The sequence below is a fragment of the Candidatus Zixiibacteriota bacterium genome (genome assembly GCA_019038695.1).
Classification (GTDB): domain Bacteria; phylum Zixibacteria; class MSB-5A5; order GN15; family FEB-12; genus B120-G9.
On sequence record JAHOYZ010000049.1, the window covers coordinates 1 to 20,825 of the forward strand.

At 50.4% G+C, this 20,825-nt stretch carries 15 protein-coding genes; 10 read left to right on the plus strand and 5 right to left on the minus strand.

The window, feature by feature from the left end; genetic code table 11:
- Positions 1–82 precede the first annotated feature (82 nt).
- Entirely contained in the window at positions 83–1,285 is a 1,203-nt protein-coding gene (locus tag KOO62_12710) for a putative porin (GenBank protein MBU8934843.1), read from the plus strand.
- A 234-nt stretch (positions 1,286–1,519) separates the two neighbouring features.
- On the plus strand, positions 1,520–3,076 hold the full coding sequence (locus KOO62_12715; protein ID MBU8934844.1) for a hypothetical protein: 1,557 nt from the start codon (positions 1,520–1,522) through the stop codon (positions 3,074–3,076).
- 187 nt (positions 3,077–3,263) lie between these two features.
- On the opposite strand, the gene KOO62_12720 is transcribed toward KOO62_12715, so the two are convergent.
- From KOO62_12720 to KOO62_12740, 5 genes are all read right to left on the minus strand, one after another.
- Positions 3,264–6,365: a CusA/CzcA family heavy metal efflux RND transporter gene (locus KOO62_12720; protein MBU8934845.1), complete on the minus strand. Its 3,102-nt coding sequence runs from the start codon at positions 6,363–6,365 to the stop codon at positions 3,264–3,266.
- A complete protein-coding gene (locus KOO62_12725) occupies positions 6,355–7,854 on the minus strand; it encodes an efflux RND transporter periplasmic adaptor subunit (protein ID MBU8934846.1) in 1,500 nt (499 codons plus the stop codon). The genes KOO62_12720 and KOO62_12725 overlap by 11 nt, the downstream gene beginning before the upstream one ends.
- A complete protein-coding gene (locus KOO62_12730) occupies positions 7,851–9,122 on the minus strand; it encodes a TolC family protein (GenBank protein ID MBU8934847.1) in 1,272 nt (423 codons plus the stop codon). The genes KOO62_12725 and KOO62_12730 overlap by 4 nt, the downstream gene beginning before the upstream one ends.
- An 81-nt stretch (positions 9,123–9,203) precedes the next feature.
- Positions 9,204–9,611 (minus strand): hypothetical protein, encoded by a 408-nt coding sequence (locus KOO62_12735; GenBank protein MBU8934848.1) that lies wholly within the window; start codon positions 9,609–9,611, stop codon positions 9,204–9,206.
- Between the two features lie 108 nt (positions 9,612–9,719).
- Positions 9,720–10,196, minus strand: a complete 477-nt coding sequence (locus KOO62_12740; protein MBU8934849.1) for a redoxin domain-containing protein — start codon at positions 10,194–10,196, stop codon at positions 9,720–9,722.
- Between the two features lie 156 nt (positions 10,197–10,352).
- On the opposite strand from KOO62_12740, the gene KOO62_12745 reads away from it, so the two are divergent.
- The 8 genes from KOO62_12745 to cydB all read left to right on the plus strand — a co-directional run bounded on the left by KOO62_12745 (position 10,353) and on the right by cydB (position 20,774).
- The gene (locus KOO62_12745) at positions 10,353–11,030 is read left to right on the plus strand and encodes a Crp/Fnr family transcriptional regulator (GenBank protein MBU8934850.1); all 678 of its coding nucleotides are present in this window, start codon (positions 10,353–10,355) and stop codon (positions 11,028–11,030) included.
- A gap of 99 nt (positions 11,031–11,129) precedes the next feature.
- Positions 11,130–11,924 (plus strand): 4Fe-4S binding protein, encoded by a 795-nt coding sequence (locus KOO62_12750; GenBank protein ID MBU8934851.1) that lies wholly within the window; start codon positions 11,130–11,132, stop codon positions 11,922–11,924.
- 103 nt (positions 11,925–12,027) lie between these two features.
- On the plus strand, positions 12,028–13,077 hold the full coding sequence (locus tag KOO62_12755) for a 4Fe-4S binding protein (GenBank protein ID MBU8934852.1): 1,050 nt from the start codon (positions 12,028–12,030) through the stop codon (positions 13,075–13,077).
- Positions 13,078–13,152: 75 nt separating this feature from the next.
- A complete protein-coding gene (gene hcp / locus KOO62_12760; GenBank protein ID MBU8934853.1) occupies positions 13,153–14,826 on the plus strand; it encodes a hydroxylamine reductase in 1,674 nt (557 codons plus the stop codon).
- 383 nt (positions 14,827–15,209) lie between these two features.
- A complete protein-coding gene (locus KOO62_12765; protein ID MBU8934854.1) occupies positions 15,210–16,538 on the plus strand; it encodes a hypothetical protein in 1,329 nt (442 codons plus the stop codon).
- A 15-nt stretch (positions 16,539–16,553) separates the two neighbouring features.
- Complete coding sequence (locus KOO62_12770; protein MBU8934855.1) at positions 16,554–18,056, plus strand: NapC/NirT family cytochrome c; 1,503 nt, start codon at positions 16,554–16,556, stop codon at positions 18,054–18,056.
- Between the two features lie 361 nt (positions 18,057–18,417).
- On the plus strand, positions 18,418–19,758 hold the full coding sequence (locus KOO62_12775; protein ID MBU8934856.1) for a cytochrome ubiquinol oxidase subunit I: 1,341 nt from the start codon (positions 18,418–18,420) through the stop codon (positions 19,756–19,758).
- On the plus strand, positions 19,755–20,774 hold the full coding sequence (gene cydB / locus KOO62_12780) for a cytochrome d ubiquinol oxidase subunit II (protein MBU8934857.1): 1,020 nt from the start codon (positions 19,755–19,757) through the stop codon (positions 20,772–20,774). Before KOO62_12775 ends, cydB begins: the two co-directional genes overlap by 4 nt.
- Positions 20,775–20,825 lie beyond the last annotated feature (51 nt).

Below are 20,825 nucleotides of genomic sequence, written 5' to 3' on the forward strand. Positions count from 1 at the left end.
AAAGCAGCATGAATAATATGGATACACACTTTTACACACAACTCTTGACATTACCTACAAGAATCCCCGTCTCAGCATTTTCTTGACACATGGATATCGAATTGGTTCAGTGGTTTGTCGGTGTGAAAAACGTATCATGGAGAAAGGCAAGAAAATGAATGTACACGAAATGGGCAGGGTTTTGATACTCGGTTTGGCGGGTGCTATCATCGCCGGGAATACTGTTGCCTCTAACTGGTCCGAGTCCATCACGATCAAGGGCGATCTCCGGTATCGTCATGAAATGATTGAAGCGGGGGAGGAGGATGCACGCCATCGGCAAAGGATACGAGCGCGTCTCGGGGTCTATGCAAACGTTTCCCCGTATACACAGGTGGGGATCAGGCTGGCCACTGGAAGCACTGATCCGATATCGACTAACCAGACCTTGGATGGAGCGTCCAGTACTAAGACCTTTAGCCTCGATCTGGCCTACTTTGAAACGTACCACGAAGCTGTTCCATGTCTGCGCATTACGGCTGGTAAGTTAAAGAATCCGTTTATCAAGCCCGCCAAGTCCGAACTGATCTGGGACGGTGACTGGAATCCTGAAGGTGGTGCTGTTACGATTAACAAAACGTTGGGCCAGATCGATCTGACCATGATTGGGGCTGGGCTATGGCTTGATGAACGGGCGTCAGGCGATGATTCATATTTGGTGGCAGGGCAGGGAATAGGGCGGTTCCATTTCAATGACGGGAAGTCAACAGTCGCTGTGGGGGTGGGTTTTTTCAACTACGTCAACACATTGGGTTTTGAGCCGTACTTTGACCATGATCATTCCGCCGGGAACACGACTGTACCATATGTCGAGGATGAGGAGGTCGACACCGTTCTTCATTATGCAAATGACTATGATCTGATCGAAGTATTTGGCGAGATCACTCACAAGTTTCAGAATACTCCCGTCTTGGTAATGGCTGACTACGTTACCAATAGCGGAGCCTATAGCCTTGAGACCGGCTGGCTCGTGGGCTTTCAGATCGGGAAGGCCAAAAAGTCCGGTTCCTGGCAGCTGAATTACTTCTACCGTGAAGTTGAGAAAGATGCTGTTGTGGGTGCTTTTACATCCTCTGACTTTGGTGGTGGTGGCACTGACTCCAAGGGGCACGTACTTGGCGGAGCGGTGCAACTGGCTCGTAACACGGTGTTCAAGATGACATACTTCATCAACGAAACGGGTCTGAGCGAATACGCAACGGAGGATTTCAAACGACTTCAGTTCGATTTGCAATTGAAGTTTTGACTGTGTAGGTCCCGGGCTATTCTTTCCTTCTTGCGCGGATGATCGTGTTGACTTATCCTGCATCGTTTGCCGGAGTAGTGGAATCACCTGCTGAACAGGTGTTTCTATACACCAGGACTTAAAAAACTGATCCGGATGATTCGGCAATAGTATAGTGATCATAATACAATAACTCAGGCCACTAGATAATGACTTCGCCTTACGATGATTCAGTATTCGTCCCGGGGACTGGAAGTGAATAAGTTATCTGCAACGGAAATCTTTAGTTACCGGACGCCTCGCGGCATCACTCCATGGGCTTTCGGGGTCCTGAGCTTGTTGGTGATCATCTGGTACAATTGGTTCATCTATCCCTGGATGCTTGACGACGCCTTCATAACCTTTCGGTACGCCGACAATTTCTCCTCCGGACATGGTCTGGTCTATAACCCTGGTGAGAGAGTAGAGGGGTACACAGCTTTCCTGTGGGTCTTAGTTCTCGGTGTAGGGAAAACGATTGGGCTGAATATCATCTTTATGTCGAAGCTGCTGGGAGGAGCGTTCGGCCTTGCTACCATTGGTGTGTTGCTAGGCAGCTATCGGATTCTGTCGGGCGTGAGTTCTACCGCGACCTCTATCGCAGTGATACTGCTCGGAACCTGCGGCGTCTTTACACCCTGGATATTAAGCGGAATGGAAGTTGTTCTCTACACTTTCCTCACGCTGGTGACCTTGCTCGTATACCTGAGAACTCTGAGTTCCGGTTGTTCACTTCGCGGCTTGGCGGTGGTTGGTGTTCTTCTGGCTCTTACGGCTATGACCCGGCCCGAAGGTGCGCTGCTCGTGTTGATAATCTTCGCCGACAACGCTTATCGCAGTCTGAGGGGACGCACCTGGTCGATCCTGTACCTCGCCTTGCCGGCAGCGCTGATCTATGTTCCCTATTTCTCGTGGCGATATGCTTACTACGGTTATTTTCTACCGAATACTTACTACGCGAAGGTCGGTTCCACATCCGATCAGATTCTGCGGGGCTTCGATTATATTGAGGGATCGGTACTACCAGTGCTTCTGCTCCTACTGCCGGCGATTTGGGCGCTCTTCAAGTTCCGATCGTTTTTCATAACCTCCGGCAGATACTTGTTGCCTCTATTCGTGATTCTCCACATTGGGTATGTTATACTGGTAGGCGGTGATTGCATGCCGGCTTTCAGATTCCTCGCGCCCGTAATACCGCTGTTGGCACTACTGGCTGGAATGGGCGTTAGTGCTATCGTAGGCCGTTCGGTATTGGTGATCGCACTCACCGTGCTCATGGGCAGCTATAATGTCCACCAGATGGTCAGCCATCCCCGTATCACACCCCACATTCAGATTGACCGGGTTGCCTATAATGGACGCGAAGTCGGTCTTTGGCTCAAGGCCAATTTCCCGCCGGAGACACTTATAGCCACCAACGCTGCCGGAAGTCTGCCGTACTACTCAGAGTTGCCAACTATCGACATGCTTGGATTGAACGATGTCCATATCGCTCATCGAAAGATTCCAAGCATGGGTCTAGGCACACCCGGTCACGAGAAAGGGGACGGTGAGTACGTTTTGTCTAGAGATCCGGACCTGATTCAGTTCTTCTCAAGTATTGGCAGTTCCCGTCCGTCATTCCTGAGCGATCGCGAACTATGGGGCATACAGCATTTCCACGAAAAGTACCGTGCAGAGAAGTTTTATATACCGTCGTTGAACCTCGATGCCGTCTTTTTCGTGAAGACGCCCTCCGCCAGCAACAGTCGTCATGAGCGTACGTCAGATTGACAGAGACTGGCACCGTATGGTCGTCACGGAGGATGGCAGTCGGTTTGATGAGTTTTGACCGCATGTATCCATAGCCCCCGATAACACTGATCAACGCAAAGCATGGTCTGGCCACGGTTGCCCGGTCTCATATATTGCATCGCACCAGAATCAAACCTGTGCTGTCTGGTCGGCAAACGTTGCCAGATCAGAGCTTTCTAGCTTTTGCCAGATAGAACAGCACCGGAACAATAATAAGAGTCAGCACGGTTGACGACACCAACCCACCCACCATAGGGGCGGCGATGCGTTGCATCACTTCCGATCCGGTACCGCTTCCGAGCATAATGGGCAGCAACGCCAGTATGGTAGTGGCTACGGTCATCAACTTGGGGCGGACTCGTTCAACCGCGCCCTCCATGACTGCTGCCTGCAAGTCGGTCAGTGTATTCAGACGTTTCTGTTCCCGGTACCTCCTGACCGCTTCCTCCAAGTAGACCAGCATGACCACCCCGGTTTCCGCCGCCAGACCCGCCAGCGCAATGAAACCAACATACACCGCCACTGACGCATTGAACCCGTACAGATAGAAGAACCATACGCCACCGATCAGTGCAAACGGCAGCGACAACAGAACAATCAGACAGTCGGTCAGATTCTTGAAGTGCAAGTACAACAGCAGGAATATGATAAACAATGTCAGGGGCACAATGACCCTCAGCTTCTCCGCTACCGCCTGCATGTTTTCATACTGCCCCGACCACAGAATGCTGTAACCGACAGGCAGAGTCACAGACGCCTCGACTGCCCGGCGGGCTGTCTCGACATAGCTGCCCACATCAATATCCTTCAGATCGACGAAAACCCACGCTGTGGGTCGGGCGTTCTCAGACTTGATCATGGCTGCGCCCTTGCTGAATCCGAGCGTGGCGATCTGGCCGAGCGGAACTTTGCCGCCGCCCGGTATCGGAATCAAAACCCGTCGCATTGCTTCGGGGTCGTCTCTAAGCTCACGGGGGTAGCGGACGTTTATCGGGTAGCGCTCACGGCCTTCGATTGTCGAGGTGAAGCTCATACCACCGATGGCTGTTTTGATAACATCCTGTACGTCAGCTACCGTGAGGCCATGAGCCGCCGCTTTGAAGCGGTCGATATCCACATCAAGGTAGTTGCCCCCGGTGACACGCTCAGCATAGGCTGACCTTGTTCCGGTTAACGGTTTCACTACCGTTTCGATCCTCTGTGCAATGGCGGTCAGGCTATCGAGGTCTGGTCCCATAACCTTGATGCCAACCGGCGTCTTGATACCGGTGGCCAGCATGTCGATGCGGGTCTTTATCGGCATGGTCCAGGCGTTGGTAAGGCCGGGGAACTGGATTGCCATATCCAGAGAATCAACCAGCATCTCCGGAGTGAGTCCGGGTCGCCACTGGTCGGTCGGCTTGAGCATGATAGTTGTCTCAAGCATGGTCAGGGGAGCTGGATCGGTGGCCGTCTGGGCTCGACCTACTTTACCGAACACTCTCTCGACTTCCGGGAAAGATTTGATAATTCGATCGGTCTGTTGCAGCAGCTCTCTAGCCTTGCCTACAGAAATACCGGGTAGGGTTGTCGGCATGTAGAGCAAATCACCTTCATACAACGGTGGCATGAATTCGGAGCCAATGCGATTCAGCGGTATGATTGTAACCGCCGTGATTAGCACGGTTGTGAGAATAACAACCAGCTTATGTCTGAGGACGAAACGGATGATCGGTCGATACATCGCGATACTTGCACGGGAGATAGGATTGCGGCTCTCCGGTCGTATCTTTCCTTTCATGAATAGGGCAATAAGGGCCGGTATCAACGTGATCGAGAGCAGGGCAGAGGCGGCCATGGCGAAAGTCTTGGTGTAGGCCAGGGGTTTGAACAGACGACCGGATTGACCCTCCAGCACCAGCACCGGCAGGAAAGAGACCGTGATTATTAGTAGCGAGAAGAACAGTGCCGGGCCGACCTCGCGAGCCGAGTCAAGTACGATTTGAAGGCGTGGTTTCTTGTCGCGATCGCGCTCCAAGTGTTTGTGGGCGTTCTCCACCATCACCAGCGAAGCATCGACCATGACCCCAATGGCAATGGCGATCCCTCCCAGCGACATGATGTTGGCGCTGATACCCATCAGATGCATGACCAGCAAAGATAACAGGACTCCGGTGGGTAAAGTTATCACGGCAATCAGCGTGGAACGAACGTGCAGGAGGAAAAGAAGCGTGATCAGCATGACTACGATCATCTCTTTGGTCAATGTGTTGCCAAGATTGCCGACGGCAGAGTCGATCAGTTGGGAACGATCATAGACAGGGACGATAGCTACGCCTTCAGGGAGTCCGGCAGAAAGATCGGTCAGCTTCTGCTTCACGCGTCCAATCACATCGCGGGCGTTATCTCCCCAGCGCATGACAATGATTCCGCCTACAGTTTCACCCTCGCCATCAAGTTCCGCAACTCCACGACGAATCTCCGGTCCGAACTGAATGTTGGCTACTGACGACAACAAGACCGGTGGGCCGTCTTTGGGTGTGTGTACAGGAATATTGCGCAGGTCTTCAAGATCGCCAATATACGCCTGACTACGCACCATAAATTCTGTCTCCGCCAATTCCAGAATCCGTCCGCCGACTGCACCTGTGGATCGTTTGACAGCCATGATGATGTGTTTGATGGGAATATCATAGAATTCCAATTTGCGTGAATCGACCTCAATCTGATACTGGCGTACGAAACCACCAACCGAGGCGACCTCCGATACACCGGGCACTGAAGATAGCTCGTATTTCAGGAACCAATCCTGTATCGAACGAAGTTCAGCCAGGTCGTGTTGATTAGTGGTATCAATCAGGGCATACTGGTAGACCCAGCCTACCCCGGTGGCATCGGGTCCAAGTTGTGGAGATGCCTCCTTCGGAAGTCGCCCGGCTACCTGCGAGAGATATTCCAAGACGCGGCTTCGTGCCCAATAAATATCGGTGCCGTCTTCAAAGATAATATAGACGAACGATAGTCCAAAGTATGAGTATCCTCTCACATTCTTTGCTTTGGGTACGGCCAGAAGTGCGGTCGATAGGGGATAGGTCACCTGGTCTTCGACAATCTGCGGTGGTTGCCCTGGGTATTCGGTCTGGATGATGATCTGGACATCCGATAGATCGGGGATGGCATCGACCGAGATTTCACCCGCAGCATATATCCCGGCCAGTAGCAAAACTGCCGTGATCGCCAGAACCAGCAAGCGGTTATTGATTGAGTATTCGATGATTCTACTGATCATGGCTTTCCTCCGACTCGTACCTGACCAGGTTCATGCCGCAGACGTTGCAGGTATCTTTGTGATCCTTGACTGTGCCGCACTCGGTCATGGGGCAGACATAGACCTGACGATTGTCGGTCTTTTCCAGTGGGACAAATTTCATACCGCACTCAGAGCAGTTACCTTCGCCATACTGAAGAACGTGAGCGTGACTGGGCATCGGACAAGTGTAGATGTCATGACCGCCAGTGGCGAGAAACTCGTCAGGGTCATGTTCAACCGACAGGTGCTGATCGTGGTCTCCTCCGTGATCGTGCCCGATCTGGGCTCCCGCGGCAAGGGCTTCGCTCAGGCGTGATTCGCTGTCCAGCAGGAACTGTCCAGAAGTTACCACGAGTTCGTTCAATGATAGCCCAGAGAGAACTACGATGTGGTCACTGTCTCCAACTGCTCCCGTAACTATAACTCTCGGCTCGTAGATATCTTCACCCGAGGCAACATAGGCCAGTTGCCGGACTCCGGAATTGATTACAGCGGATCTGGGGATGGTCAGATGGTCACCCTCAAGCTGAGATTCAATCGAGACCTCGGCATACATCTCAGGCAAAAGACGGTGATTGCTGTTGTCGATATCAAGGCGTATTTCTAACTGGCCGTGAGAATCGAGAAAGGGAGAGATGTACGAAATGGTCGAGGTAATTTCTCGTCCATCTGTATTCGGCAATGCTACAATGGCTTGTTGGCCCAGATGAACGAACGGAACGTCCTGCTCATAGATATGAGCCACCACCCACACGGTCGAGAGATCAGTGATTTCGTATAGTTTGGCTCCTGGCTTGAGGTGGTCGCCCTCGGAGATAAGCTTGGAAATCACTACGCCGTTGACGGGGGAGAGGATTGTCATAGTGCGGGTTATCTCGCCTGAAGATTCCAGACGCTTGATCTGATCATCGGAGATATCCCAGTTGGCCAATCGGCGGCGCCCGGCTTCTACCAGGTCCGCTACCGCTTCGCTGGATTTAACGGCTATCAGGTATTCTTGCTGAGCGGCTACAAGGGTCGGAGAGTACAGTTCGAGAAGAGGTTGTCCCCGGTAAACTTTTTCACCTTCGTGGTCGACAAAGAGCCGTTCCACCCAACCGTCGATTTTGAGATTAACGGTGTGCTTGTTTGGCTCGGCGATGGCAACCTTTCCGAAGGCGTGCACTTTCTTCGTGAGCGTCCGATACTCAACCGGCGCTGTCACAAGACCCATGTTCTGTCTGGTGACGGGATCAATTGTAACTGATCCGGTTGCGCCGGCGTCCTTTTTCTTGGGTGTCAGCTTCATCTCGCAGATGGGGCAGTACCCCGGTTCATCAGAGATAATCTCCGGGTGCATGCCGCAGGTGTACTGTTGGACTTCGGTACTCTCGCCGGTAAGTGTTTGTTCTTCCGCATGCGGGAGGAGGATATATGCCAGTCCGAAGCCCACGACCAGAGCTGCTATTATGATTATTGTTATTTTCATTTTATCACCTCTTTAGAATCGGGAGCCAATTCACTGAGAGCTGCTGTCCTCTGATGGTATTGTTTGAGAAGTTCGAGTCTTTCCAACTCGATATTCATTACATCCAATTGAGCCGAGAGGAAGCCGTTGAAATCTACCCGGCCGACTTCGTAAGCGACTTGTGCTGCTTCGCTTGCCGCCAGAGCCTGAGGAAGGATGCTCCGGTCATATTGTGCAGTACGCTCTCGTAAAGACTTCAACACAAATTTTGTGTCTGCAATCTGTCGCTCGACCCTGTTTATGATCGTATGCTCATCCGCTTGGGCCGCCAGAAATGATTGCCTTGCAGCTGAGGTCTGATTCCTTTGGCGGGTGAAAAACCACACCGGCAGGCTCAACCCAACTTTGAATGACAGGAAATCCTCACCGGAAACGGCGTCCATGGGAATATCCTTCCGAATCCTGTAGTCAATACCAACAGTCAGATTGGGCCAGTATTCGGATCGTGCCAGATCAACTTTCCTTGCTGCCACGGACAAGCCGATTGACGCCTTCGCCAGTATCGGGTTAGACAATTCGAGTGGAATCTCCATGTCTCTTCGAGGAATTGATGGCAATGCGGGCACGAGGGCAGCATCGGTTGTCCTGGACTGGTCGGTGAGTCGCGCTATCTGAACAAGGGCCGAGGCGGCTTTCTGCCGAGCCATCAGTATTCGATTTTCGATTCTCGCTTTGGATGTCTCAGAACGAAGAACATCCTGAAGTGAGCCGTTACCATTGGCGTATCTGGTCTGTGCGACCCGTGTGATATCCTCGACCAGTTGCATGCTCTCAGTAAGAACAGTTTCGACCAGGTCCCAGTGAGAGTAATCATAATAGTAATGTGTCACCTGTCGGATGACGTTGTTCTGGCGAGCGGCCAGATCCATAGCCTTGATATCAGAACCAAGACGCGCTATATCGGCCCTAGCGGACAGCTTCCCCGGCCACGGAATAGTCTGAGACAAACCGAGAGCGACACCGCTCATTGGGGTTTCATCGAAACTGAGTGATGTTCGCGGAAGATTGAGTATTGCTGCTGTCAGTTTTGGATCCGGTAGCCAGCCAGCAAACTCGTTCCTATGTTCAGCGGCGCTCTGTTTGTATTGGGCGGCATGAATCGTTGGATTGCGTTCCAGAGCAACCTTGATTAAAGAATCAAGGGCGTGTCTTTCGCGGTTACTATCCGCCCGACTTGTTGGTGTTAGTAACAGACAGACAACAAAACAGATTATCGTATTCTTAATCACAGTAAAAACTCCGTCAGAAGTTGCGGTTGACAACATATGAACACAGTTTCCCCCCTCAGAGAATTGTGTAGGAATAGAAAATCAGATGAGATATGATGCGTTCAGAACGTAGAGTGGCGGCCCATGAGCCAATCGCTGACCGGTTCGGGCGGCTTGATATAACTGTATCTCAACCACCGTGATCTGCGAAGTTACTGACATCACAGTGATAAAAATGTCTGGATTGATAGTCGGACGCAGTTGGGCGTCGAGTGGGGGGGGTGTTGTTGGTGCTGGAGTTGAGACATTGCAGCAACAGACGTCTTCAAGCATGTCCGCTTTGCTTAAAGGAGCCTCTACCTGCCCACAGCTGCAACCGCAGCCACATGATTCATAACCGGTGTTGCAATGGTCATCCGACTGGTGAGCTTGCAGTATAGGTGTTGCCGCAACCATCAGGATAGTTGTCAGCGCCACAATAAGTCTGAGTTTGTTTTTAAGTCTATTCATATTCATATAATCGACAATGTTGATCCAATTATATAACCATCATTGACGGTAATTGTTCCCGGAAAGGTTGCCCGGAGATATAATTTGCGAAAGGACTGTCAATTACGGCTACTGCAATTTCTCTATTTGGCGAAACAACTCTTCGTTGTCAGGAAGTTCTGCCGGATGAACCCGTTGAATCCACCGGATAATCCCCTTCTTGTCGATGAGAAACACCACCCGATCAGTATAGCCCTTGTCGGTCAACACTCCATACTTACGAGCTACCTCGCCATGCGGCCAGAAATCTGCCATGATCGGAAAACTCAGCCCGCCCATGCTCTTGGCCCAGGCGATATGACACGGAACCGAGTCCACCGAAATACACAAAAGCTGGCAGTCAAGTTCCTCGAATCGCGGATAGACTTCCTGATATGAAGGGACCTGTGTGGCACAAACCGGTGTCCAATCGGCGGGATAGAAAGCCAGAACAACATTCTTTCGTCCCTGGTACCAGGCCAGGTTGAGCTCGCCTTCGTTATGTGTGTTCAGGGTGAAGTCCGGGGCAGGATCACCGACTTTCAACTCGATCTTGTCGTCTGTCATTACAGTGTCTCCTTTTGCTCTGTCAATGCCAACAGTACGTATTATTGATAGGTTACATGAAGTCAAGCTCGATATTAGCGGGTGCGGCTTGCTTTTCGTCGCGAGCATTCCAATACATACTTGCCAAGCGTGTCCTTACTTTGCTACTATGCCCATATGAACATTGCTGACCAACTTCGGTGTTGCCATCTCTGCCGGGACCTTGACCAGAAGGAATTAGAAGCGCTGGCGGACATAGTCTCGATTCGGAAGGTGACCAAGGGAGAGGTGCTCTTTTTTCAGGGTGATCCGGCTAGTGGATTCTATGTGCTCCTGAGTGGTGCCGTTCGCATTTATAAAGCTTCACCCGATGGTAAGGAATACACGCTGCATCATATCAAGCCGGGGCAGATGTTCGCCGAAGCGGTTCTGTTTGGTGGGGGTGCATTTCCGGCCAACAGTATGGCGGTTGATAATTCGCTCGTGGGGTTTTTTCCAAAGGAGCAGTTTATCAAACTGATCGGAGATTCGCCGCAGATGTCTCTGAAGATGATAGCGGCTTTGTCGAGTTTTGTGCGGGAGTTCAACCAGCAGATTGAGGATTTGTCACTGCGGGAAGTCCCAGCCCGACTTGCTTCCCACCTGCTAAGAAAAGCCGAACAGTCAGGCTCAAATCAAATCACTCTGGATATTACGAAGGCGGAATTGGCCCGATCCTTGGGGACGATCAGTGAGACATTGTCCCGTAACCTCAAGAAAATGCGAGACTTAGGGTTGGTTGAAGTCGAAGGGAAAAACATCACCATTCTCGACTCTGAGCGTTTGCAGGCTATTGCTGACGGCGGGAAAATCTGACCTTCTTGACTTAGATCAAGGCCTCACTCAAATCATTTCCCGATATTCCGATCAGAATGAAGATAATCAGTAGCCTGAAAACCTTCGGAGGTAATGAAAATGGCCATTCGGGAAATTATTGAGATAGACGAAGAACTTTGCGATGGCTGCGGCGATTGTGTAACCGCCTGCCATGAAGGTGCTATCCAGATTGTCGATGGCGTTGCCAAAGTAGTCAATGACTCGTATTGCGACGGTCTGGGCGACTGTATTGGCGAATGCCCATTGGGGGCAATTACGATCATTGAACGAGAAGCGATTGATTTTGACGAAGCGGCAGTGGAGAAACATCTTGCGACCACGACAGACAATTCCAGTCCTTTGCCGATTGTAGGATCAGCGGCTGAAGCTCCGGCGGTACCGGTTCCTTCCGAACCATGCGGATGCCCCGGATCAGCTATGCGTTCAATGGGTGCTGCTCCAGCAACTCCGGTTTCGACGCTGGAACCTGGCCAGCCGGTTATGCCGTCGCAATTAGGTCACTGGCCGATACAGTTGATGTTGGTTCCGCCGCATGCGCCATTTCTGAAGAACGCTGATCTGTTGATCTGCGCTGACTGCGTGCCATTCACAGTCCCTGACTTTCATTTCAGGTATATGACCGGTAGGGCTGTTATCGTTGGTTGTCCAAAGCTCGATGATCTCCAGCACTACTTAGATAAGCTCAAGGCGATGTTTGCCGAGGCTCGTCCACGGCGCATCACCGTCCTCAAGATGGAGGTGCCTTGCTGCCATGGCATCGCCCAGATCGCAGTGCAGGCTCGCAATGAGGTTGTACCGGAGGTGCCTATAGAGGTTCATACGATTGGTATTCAGGGTGGTATTGAGTGCAAGATTCCGCCCCGGGCCGTGTAATTGGGGAGTATGTTAAGTGCCGGAAAGGATGAGCAGCTTGCCGTCGACAACTAAGAGCAAAGAAGTGTTGAATGTGATCGATTCTCACCAGAGAACCTTTCATATGCCGGACTACCGTTTCTGGGTACAGATTGCCTTCACGATGCTCGTTATATGGATCGGGGTGGAATTTCACTACTTCATAGAGTATCTCAAAACGGCTGGAGCCTCAGGCTCTTCGTACCGTCCGCCCGGCGTTGAAGGATTTCTACCGATCAGTTCACTTATGAGTCTGTACTATTTTGTTCTCTCTGGCGATATACATTCCGTGCACCCGGCAGGTATGTTCATTTTGGTTGGAGTATTGACGGTCTCATTCATCTTTGGAAAATCATTCTGTTCATGGTTGTGCCCGGTAGGACTGTTGTCCGAAATTCTGGGCGATCTGGGCGACAAGATATTTGGTCGCCGTCTCCGCCTGCCCCGCTGGCTTGACTATCCGTTACGGAGCATTAAGTACCTTGTGCTCGGTTTTTTTGTTTATTCGATCTTTTTCCTGATGACCCAAGAAGCGTTGCGAGCTTTTCTGGACACTCCTTATAATATCGTAGCTGACGTCAAGATGTACTATTTCTTTGCGAACATCTCGCGTTTTTCTCTGATCGTGATAGGTGTCCTGTTCTTGTTCTCAATCATAATTCGTAACTTTTGGTGTCGTTATCTTTGTCCGTATGGGGCGTTACTGGGAATTGTGACCTTGTTAAGTCCTCAAAAGATAAAGCGAAATGTCGCCAGTTGTACCGATTGCGGTTTGTGTGCCGAGGCCTGCCCGTCATCAATCAAAGTCGACAAAGTCAAGATGGTCGTCTCGGATGAATGCACGGCTTGCATGAGTTGTGTCAATGTCTGTCCGGTAGTGGAGACATTGGAACTGAAGTCAACGATCATAAACCGCGTATTGCCAAAGAAATTAGTGGCGTTCGGTGTGGTGGCAATCTTTGTCCTGGCCGCGGGTGTGGGTATGGCAACCGGTTACTGGCAAAGTTCAACGACGATAATCGAGTATCAGGAACATCACAAGAACATACACAGTATGGGACATCCAACCAGCAGCAACGATATTTCTAAGTTCAATAAAACGACTTCGAAAAGGCGCGGATCTCAGGGTAAGTAGCTACAAAAATTATAATCCTAATCAATGTGTAACCTGCTCCGCTCGTCGAGTAGAGCAACGAAGGGAATTTGCAACATGGGCATGTTTTGTTACCAGTGTCAGGAGACAGCCAAGAATGCCGGCTGTACCAAACGCGGTGTCTGCGGAAAAACCGAAGAGACCGCCGGTTTGCAAGATCTGTTGATTTATGTACTGAAAGGAGTCTCTGTCTGGGGAAGAAAGGCAGTCGATCTGGATGTATATGACAGGAAAACAGGAGTTTTTGTCACAGAGGCACTTTTTTCCACGATAACGAATGCGAACTTCGACGATGACAGATTCGTTAGTCTCATCAAAGAGGGGCTGAACATTCGAGAAAACGTTCGGGACAGTTTTCTGTCTGCTTACAAGGAGAAATCCGGTGAAGAGTTCACCGAACAACTACACGATTGCGCCACCTGGTCTTCCGACAGTGTGGAGGAGTTCCACCAAAAGGCACACCAGGTGGGAGTGCTTGCGACCGAGGATGAAGACGTTCGTTCGCTGCGAGAGCTCGTAGTCTACGGGCTGAAAGGTCTTGCGGCGTATGTAGAACATGCCTCCGTGTTGGGCTACCAGAACGATGATCTCTATCGTTTTACTTTCGAGGCTCTCGAATCCACCACCCGCGATCTGTCGGTCGATAATATGATTGGTATGGTCATGAAGACAGGTGAGATGGGCGTTCAGGCGATGACATTGCTGGATAAGGCTAACACTGAAACTTACGGCAATCCCAAAATAACCGAAGTGAACTTAGGAGTGGGGAAAAAGCCGGGTATCCTTATTTCCGGTCATGATCTCCACGACATGGAAGACCTTCTTAAGCAGACAGAAGGTTCTGGAGTTGATGTCTATACGCACAGCGAAATGCTTCCTGCGCATTATTATCCGGCGTTCAAGAAGTACAATCATTTTGTCGGAAACTATGGCAACGCCTGGTGGCAACAGGGCAAGGAGTTCGCTTCGTTCAACGGTCCGATCCTTATGACTACCAACTGCCTTGTCCAGGTGCGGGATGTCTACAAAGAGAGGATATTCTCAACCGGGGCGGTTGGTTATCCCGGTATGAAGCACATTCCGGATCGAGCTGATGGAAAGCCGAAAGATTTCTCGGAGTTAATAGAACTGGCCAAAACATGTGTCCCACCGACCGAGATTGAAACCGGAACAATCGTGGGTGGATTCGCACATGATCAGGTATTGAAGCTGGCCGATAAGGTTGTCGGGGCGGTTAAGTCGGGAGCAATCAAACAGTTTGTCGTGATGGCCGGTTGTGATGGCCGCCAGAAGACAAGGTCCTACTTCACCGATATGGCCCAGGCACTTCCGAACGATACGGTCATTCTGACCGCCGGCTGTGCAAAATACCGCTATAACAAACTCCAGCTTGGTGACATCGATGGAATCCCGAGAGTCCTTGATGCCGGTCAGTGCAACGATTCGTATTCACTCGTAGTCATAGCGATGAAATTGAAGGAAGTCTTTGGTCTTAATGACATCAATGACCTGCCCATCTCATATGATATTGCCTGGTATGAGCAAAAGGCTGTCATAGTCCTATTGGCCCTGCTTCATTTGGGAGTGAAAGGTATTCGGCTGGGACCGACACTCCCGGCGTTTCTTTCACTCAACGTGGCCAAAGTCCTGGTAGATAAGTTTGATATCAAACCTATTGGGACTGTGGAAGAGGATTTGAATGATATGTTTCCCAAAGCCGTAACAGTGTGATGGGAAGAGATGTGAGGTATTTGTTGGCAGACAACAGGATTTGATCTGAACGAAATATGTATTCGTGTTCACTGTTGCGATGCTAACGGTCGCTGCCACGGCCGGTATCGCAGCAGTGATACTGACCTCCAAAATATATATCATTCATCTACTTAGTCTAGTTGCGGGGAGTTCCTGGATCATTGATCTGATGGATATATCCATGCAAGGGTAGATTTCCGGTAGATACTTAGTAAAAAATATATGAAAATGCCAAGGGGGTTGTTCATTCAAACAGGAAAAACACTTCCGCATTCCGATTCTTGTTGACAGGAATGCGTACATTGATAATCATTAACAAAACAATCAGGTAATAATTCTCATTCAGATACGGGAGGTGAAAAATGAGACGATTTCTGAGTTTTGTTGTGTTGATGGTAGCGGTTGCAGCTGTTTCCGTCAGCGGGACAACAACGGTAGACCCCCAGGTCGCCGGCAAATGCATGACGTGCCATAAGGAGAAATCCCCGGGACTATACCAGCAGTGGTTCATGTCTGCCCACGCTTTGCATAAAGTGACATGTATCGACTGTCATGGTGCCAAGAAAGGTGACAAGGACGGATTTATGCACGAGGGTGGACTCATCGCCACGCTTGTAACACCGAAAGACTGTGGTGCCTGTCACGAAAAGGAAGCCAATGAAGTCGAGAATTCCTATCATGCTCATGCTGGTGAAATTCTTGAGTCAAAGGATGCCTATCTGGCTCATGTAGCTGGTGGTGCGCCGGTGGCTATCACAGGCTGTGAGAGCTGTCATGGTTGTAAGGTCGAGATCGATTCAAAATCACCCAACATGCTGTCTCCGAAGAGTTGGCCAAACTCAGGTATCGGACGGCTCAATCCTGATGGTTCCAAGGGAGCCTGTAGCGCATGTCACACACGGCATTCGTTCTCAGTTGCCCAGGCTCGCAAGCCGGAAGCGTGTTCCAAATGCCACCTTGGCCCCGATCATCCTCAGAAGGAAGTTTACGAGGAGTCAAAACACGGAAATGCATACTACACTCATTTGAATGAGATGAATATCGACTCCGATCGTTGGGTCGTTGGTGTGGATTACTTCGAGGCTCCGACTTGTGCCACCTGTCACCAGTCCGCTACGGCGTCTTTGCCTATCACCCATGATGTCGGTAAACGTCTTAGCTGGACGCTTCGTCCTCCGGTATCCAAACACAAAGAAGACTGGCAGGCTAAACGCGCCGACATGAAAACAGTGTGTGTTACCTGTCATAGCAGCACTTTTGCCGATGGCCACTACTATCAATTCGACGCTCTGGTCAAACTTTACAATGACAAATTCGCCAAGCCCGCCGGTGCGATCATGAAGATTGTAAAAGATCGTAAACTTCTGGAGAACCCGGCATCGTTCAGCAACGAAATTGAGTGGATCTATTGGGAATTATGGCATCACGAGGGCCGGAGAGCGCGTCACGGCGCGGCCATGATGGGACCTGACTATACCTGGTGGCATGGTATTTATGATGTTGCTCATACTTTCTATTTCAAACTGTTGCCTGAGGCGCGTAAATTTAACGATCCTGAGTTGAATGCGCATCTTGACGACTTGATCAAGAACGATCCCATGCATGAATGGATAGCGACTCCGACAGGAGAACTCAAAGAGAAGATTCGCTCGGGAGATATGCAGAAGATCTACAAGGGTCTTTTCGAATAACCACAGGAGGTGATCGTGTTTGCGAGATACCTCAATTTTGTACGGGGTGTAGCGACTAATTGGTGGGGACGCTTAGGCGTCATTCTCACCACCTCTTCATTCTTGTGCATGATGGTAATGGAACTGGCCCGTCTGGTTGGCCTGGTCACCAGTTCTTATGCCGGTCTGGTCAGCTATATGCTATTCCCGTCCCTGTTTGTTCTGGGATTACTGCTGATTCCGATCGGTTGGTGGATGCTCAAGAAACAGACTGGCAAATCGAGCAAGGAACTGATAGAAACTGAATTCGGAAAGGAGTGCGCCGCCCTTTCATTCGGAGGTGCGCGTCTGTTTCGAACGATCTCGATTCTGACTATCGTCAACATTGTTTTTCTGTTGATTGTCAGTACACGCATGCTCGCTTATATGGATACCGCAGAGTTCTGTGGCAAGGCCTGTCATAGCGTGATGAACCCTGAGTGGGTTAGTTATCAACAATCTCCACATGCCAGAGTGGCCTGCATTGAATGCCATGTTGGAGAAGGTGCAGGATCGCTAATTGACAGCAAACTCAATGGCCTCTGGCAGGTGGTGTCGGTGACTTTTGACTTATTGGAACGGCCGATTCCTACACCCGTGCACCAACTTCGTCCAGCTCGAGAAACCTGTGAGAAATGTCACTGGCCGGATAAGTTCTATGGCCAGCGGCTAAAGACAATTACACGCTATGGTCATGACTCAGTTTCGACACAGCTCTTTACTACACTGAGTTTGAAAGTCGATATTGGTGCTGCCCATGAACGGAGCGGAATTCACTGGCACATTGCTCAAGAGAATGAGGTGCGCTACGCTTCGGTCAATGACGAGCGTGAGAAGATCATCTGGACGGAGGTGCGGCAACCCGATGGCAGCTATCATCGTTACACTTCTACCGATGGAGCAGCGGTCGGCATGGATGCCTCTTCAGTTCGCAAAATAGATTGCGTTGATTGCCACAACCGTGCGACCCATATCTATGAGCTGCCGGACAGGGCAATCGATGAGCGGATCCACAAAGGCATACTGGATCGATCGTTGCCGTTCCTGAAACGTGAAGCGCTGCGCGCTATCTCCGCCAACTATGCGTCGAGAGAGGCCGCTATGGAAGGAATCTCGAACCATGTGAATGGCTACTATCAGCGCAATTATCCTGATCTGGCACGATCAAAGATGACGATTATTGATTCTGTAGTTACAGTTCTGAAAGGCATCTACAATCGTAATATCCACCCAAGTATGAATATTGAATGGGGTACCTACCCCAGCCATATCGGCCATGTTGGAGACGGTGGTTGTTTCCGGTGCCACAACTCGAACATGGTTGATGAGGACGGAAACGCTGTCTCATCTGATTGTGCTCTATGTCATTCTATGTTGTCCAACGGTCATGAGGATGCTTTCCAGTATTTGCGACCGGCAGATACGTCGTCGCTGGATTACCAGATGCATCTATACTTGCAGCAGGAGTTCATGCACTCTTCGGAGGCTAGTGGTCTGTAATCTTATAGCATCCTGCAAGTATTGACAATGCTCAAGAAAAGGAGAAGCGGCTCGAGAGAAATCTCGGGCCGTTTCTTTGTTGCCCGGGTGGTGTACACCGAGCAAGCCGAAGGAGTGAAAACCAGTTGGCAGCACATACTGTTGTTTGTGTTAACCGTAACCCTGTACAACATTCCGAAGGGACTAATTCCCGATTCTCAAACCTATGGACACTCATACACCGCCACATGGTGTGTTATAATCGGGGTTTGTTGTCATAATGACACTTGATGTAGTTCTTGGATAACAGGCGGAACAATGATATTGACAATTTGTTATTGTGTTAATAAAATATAGTAGATAGATACAAGTAGGAGATTCTATGGATCTTGATCCTGTACTATTGGCACGGTTGCAGTTTGCGCTCACCATCGGATTTCACTTCATCTTTCCACCCATATCGATCGGTCTGGCTTGGTTGTTGGTAATCATCGAAGGTTTAGGCTGGAGACGAGGTGACGACACTTACGTGCGAATGGGCAAGTTCTTTGGAAAACTGCTTGCCCTGACTTTTGTTGTCGGAGTGGCAACCGGTATCGTGATGGAGTTTCAGTTTGGTACTAACTGGGCCGAATACTCCAAGTTCGTCGGTGACATTTTCGGTGCTCCTTTGGCGGCGGAAGGTATTTTCGCGTTCTTCCTGGAATCTGCTTTCCTTGGCCTGTATCTGTTTGGCCGGAATCGGGTATCGAAGGGCGTACACTGGTTCTCGATCCTGATGGTAGCGGTCGGTTCCACAATCTCTGCTTTCTGGATTCTAGTGGCCAATTCCTGGCAACAGACTCCCGCGGGTTACATCATTCAGAACGGTCGTGCGGAACTGACCAGTTTTTCAGAAGCGGTTTTCAACCCGTCAACTATGATTCGCTTCTTCCACACAGTCGATGCCACCCTGATATGCGGAGCCTTCGTCATGGCCGGTGTGGCAGCATACTTGCTCTTGAGGAATAGGGGGGACCTGGTCGCCCGCAAAGCTCTCAAGTTGTCTCTGATATTTGGATTGGTAGTGTCCCTGCTGGAGCTCTTTCCGTTCGGCCATGAGCATGCCATTCAGGTTGCCCAGACCCAGCCGGAAAAACTAGCGGCTTTTGAGGGACTGATTGAAGGACAGACAAATGCTCCAATGGTGATGTTTGGGATACCGTCTGACAATCCACCACAACTGGACGCATCAATTGAGGTCCCCGGCGTATTGAGCTGGTTGGCTCATGGTGACACGGAGGCCTACGTCAAGGGTTTGAATGATTTTCCACCCGACGAAACGCCACCGTTCTTCATTACCTTTGTGTCGTTTCACAGCATGGTGGGACTTGGCATGTACTTCATCGGCGTTATGCTACTCGGCGTTTTCCTTCTCTACCGGAAGAAGCTGTGGGATCAGAGGTTGTTCCTCAAACTGTTAGTGTTCTCAATCCCACTTCCGATCATAGCTATTGAACTAGGCTGGATTGCCGCCGAGGTTGGTCGCCAGCCTTGGGTGGTATATCGCATCATGAAGACGGTCGACGCCGTTTCGATAACGGTCACGGCGGGTGAGATTCTGTTTTCCATTATCCTGTTCGGACTGATCTACCTATTTCTGGGTGCTTTGTATCTGTTCTTGTTTGTGCGTGAGGTCAAACATGGCCCTGAGCCTGAAGTAACGACGGAGGTGTCAGTATGATTGATCTGAATACTACCTGGTTTGCCCTGTTTGCAGTACTTATCACGGGATACGCAATCTTGGACGGTTTTGACTTGGGTGTGGGGGTATTGCACCTGTTCGCACGCAACAATACTGAACGTCGCATCAACTTGAACGCGGTGGGACCGGTGTGGGACGGTAACGAAGTATGGTTGCTGACCGCCGGGGGTGCTCTGTTTGCTGCGTTTCCACCCGTTTACGCGACCATTTTCAGCGGTTTCTACATAGCCATGATGCTGGTTCTGGCTGCTTTGATTTTCCGCGCCGTTTCGTTTGAGTTTCGTGGCAAGATCGAGTCGCGCGGCTGGCAGCGTCTATGGGACTGGTCGTTTGGTCTGGGGAGTTTGCTTCCATCGATACTTTTTGGAGTCGCGGTCGGCAATATTCTCAGGGGCGTGCCCATTGATGGCAATGGCCTCTACGTCGGCTCGTTTCTCGAATTGTTGAATCCGTACTCTATCCTGATAGGAGTGCTGAGTCTCGTAATGTTCGTGATGCATGGAGCCTTATATATGACTCTTAAAACCGATGGCGAACTTCGGGATCGCATGACTCGTTGGGTTTCTGGTTCCTGGATTGCTTTCGTTGTCGTTTATCTATTGTCAACCTTGTACACGATCTTTGAGGCTCCGCATCTGATGGAGAACATCTTCTCCAAACCTTTGTTCTGGGTGTTCCTGCTGGCACTGCTGGCATCAACGGCCTACCTGCCTGTGGTCCTGAAGGCTAAGCGTTTTTTCCGAGCCTTTCTATCCTCGTCGGTGTCAATCGCCGCCGCTATCGGTATTGCCGCTGTTAGCCTGTATCCATCGCTTGCGCCGTCGAGCATTGATGTCGCCTACAGTCTAACCGCCTATAATGCCTCCTCGACGCCCCGGACGCTTACGACAATGTTGGTGATCGCCCTTATCGGGATGCCGATTGTAATTCTCTACACAATTTACATTTATAGAGTATTTAAGGGCAAAACAGTAATTACGGAGGAAAGTTATTGAGGCGGACGGTCTGGGATCAGATTGAATCATAGTTCACAAAGGTAATGAAAA

Bases quoted from the DNA above. Each gene is read 5' to 3' on its own strand.
- KOO62_12755 (MBU8934852.1), top strand. From the start codon at position 12,028: ATGCCGGACTACCGTTTCTGGGTACAGATTGCCTTCACGATGCTCGTT.
- KOO62_12735 (MBU8934848.1), bottom strand. From the start codon at position 9,611: ATGAATAGACTTAAAAACAAACTCAGACTTATTGTGGCGCTGACAACT.
- KOO62_12725 (MBU8934846.1), bottom strand. From the start codon at position 7,854: ATGAAAATAACAATAATCATAATAGCAGCTCTGGTCGTGGGCTTCGGA.
- KOO62_12720 (MBU8934845.1), bottom strand. From the start codon at position 6,365: ATGATCAGTAGAATCATCGAATACTCAATCAATAACCGCTTGCTGGTT.
- KOO62_12740 (MBU8934849.1), bottom strand. From the start codon at position 10,196: ATGACAGACGACAAGATCGAGTTGAAAGTCGGTGATCCTGCCCCGGAC.
- cydB (MBU8934857.1), top strand. From the start codon at position 19,755: ATGATTGATCTGAATACTACCTGGTTTGCCCTGTTTGCAGTACTTATC.
- KOO62_12775 (MBU8934856.1), top strand. From the start codon at position 18,418: ATGGATCTTGATCCTGTACTATTGGCACGGTTGCAGTTTGCGCTCACC.
- KOO62_12745 (MBU8934850.1), top strand. From the start codon at position 10,353: ATGAACATTGCTGACCAACTTCGGTGTTGCCATCTCTGCCGGGACCTT.
- KOO62_12765 (MBU8934854.1), top strand. From the start codon at position 15,210: ATGAGACGATTTCTGAGTTTTGTTGTGTTGATGGTAGCGGTTGCAGCT.
- hcp (MBU8934853.1), top strand. From the start codon at position 13,153: ATGGGCATGTTTTGTTACCAGTGTCAGGAGACAGCCAAGAATGCCGGC.
- KOO62_12750 (MBU8934851.1), top strand. From the start codon at position 11,130: ATGGCCATTCGGGAAATTATTGAGATAGACGAAGAACTTTGCGATGGC.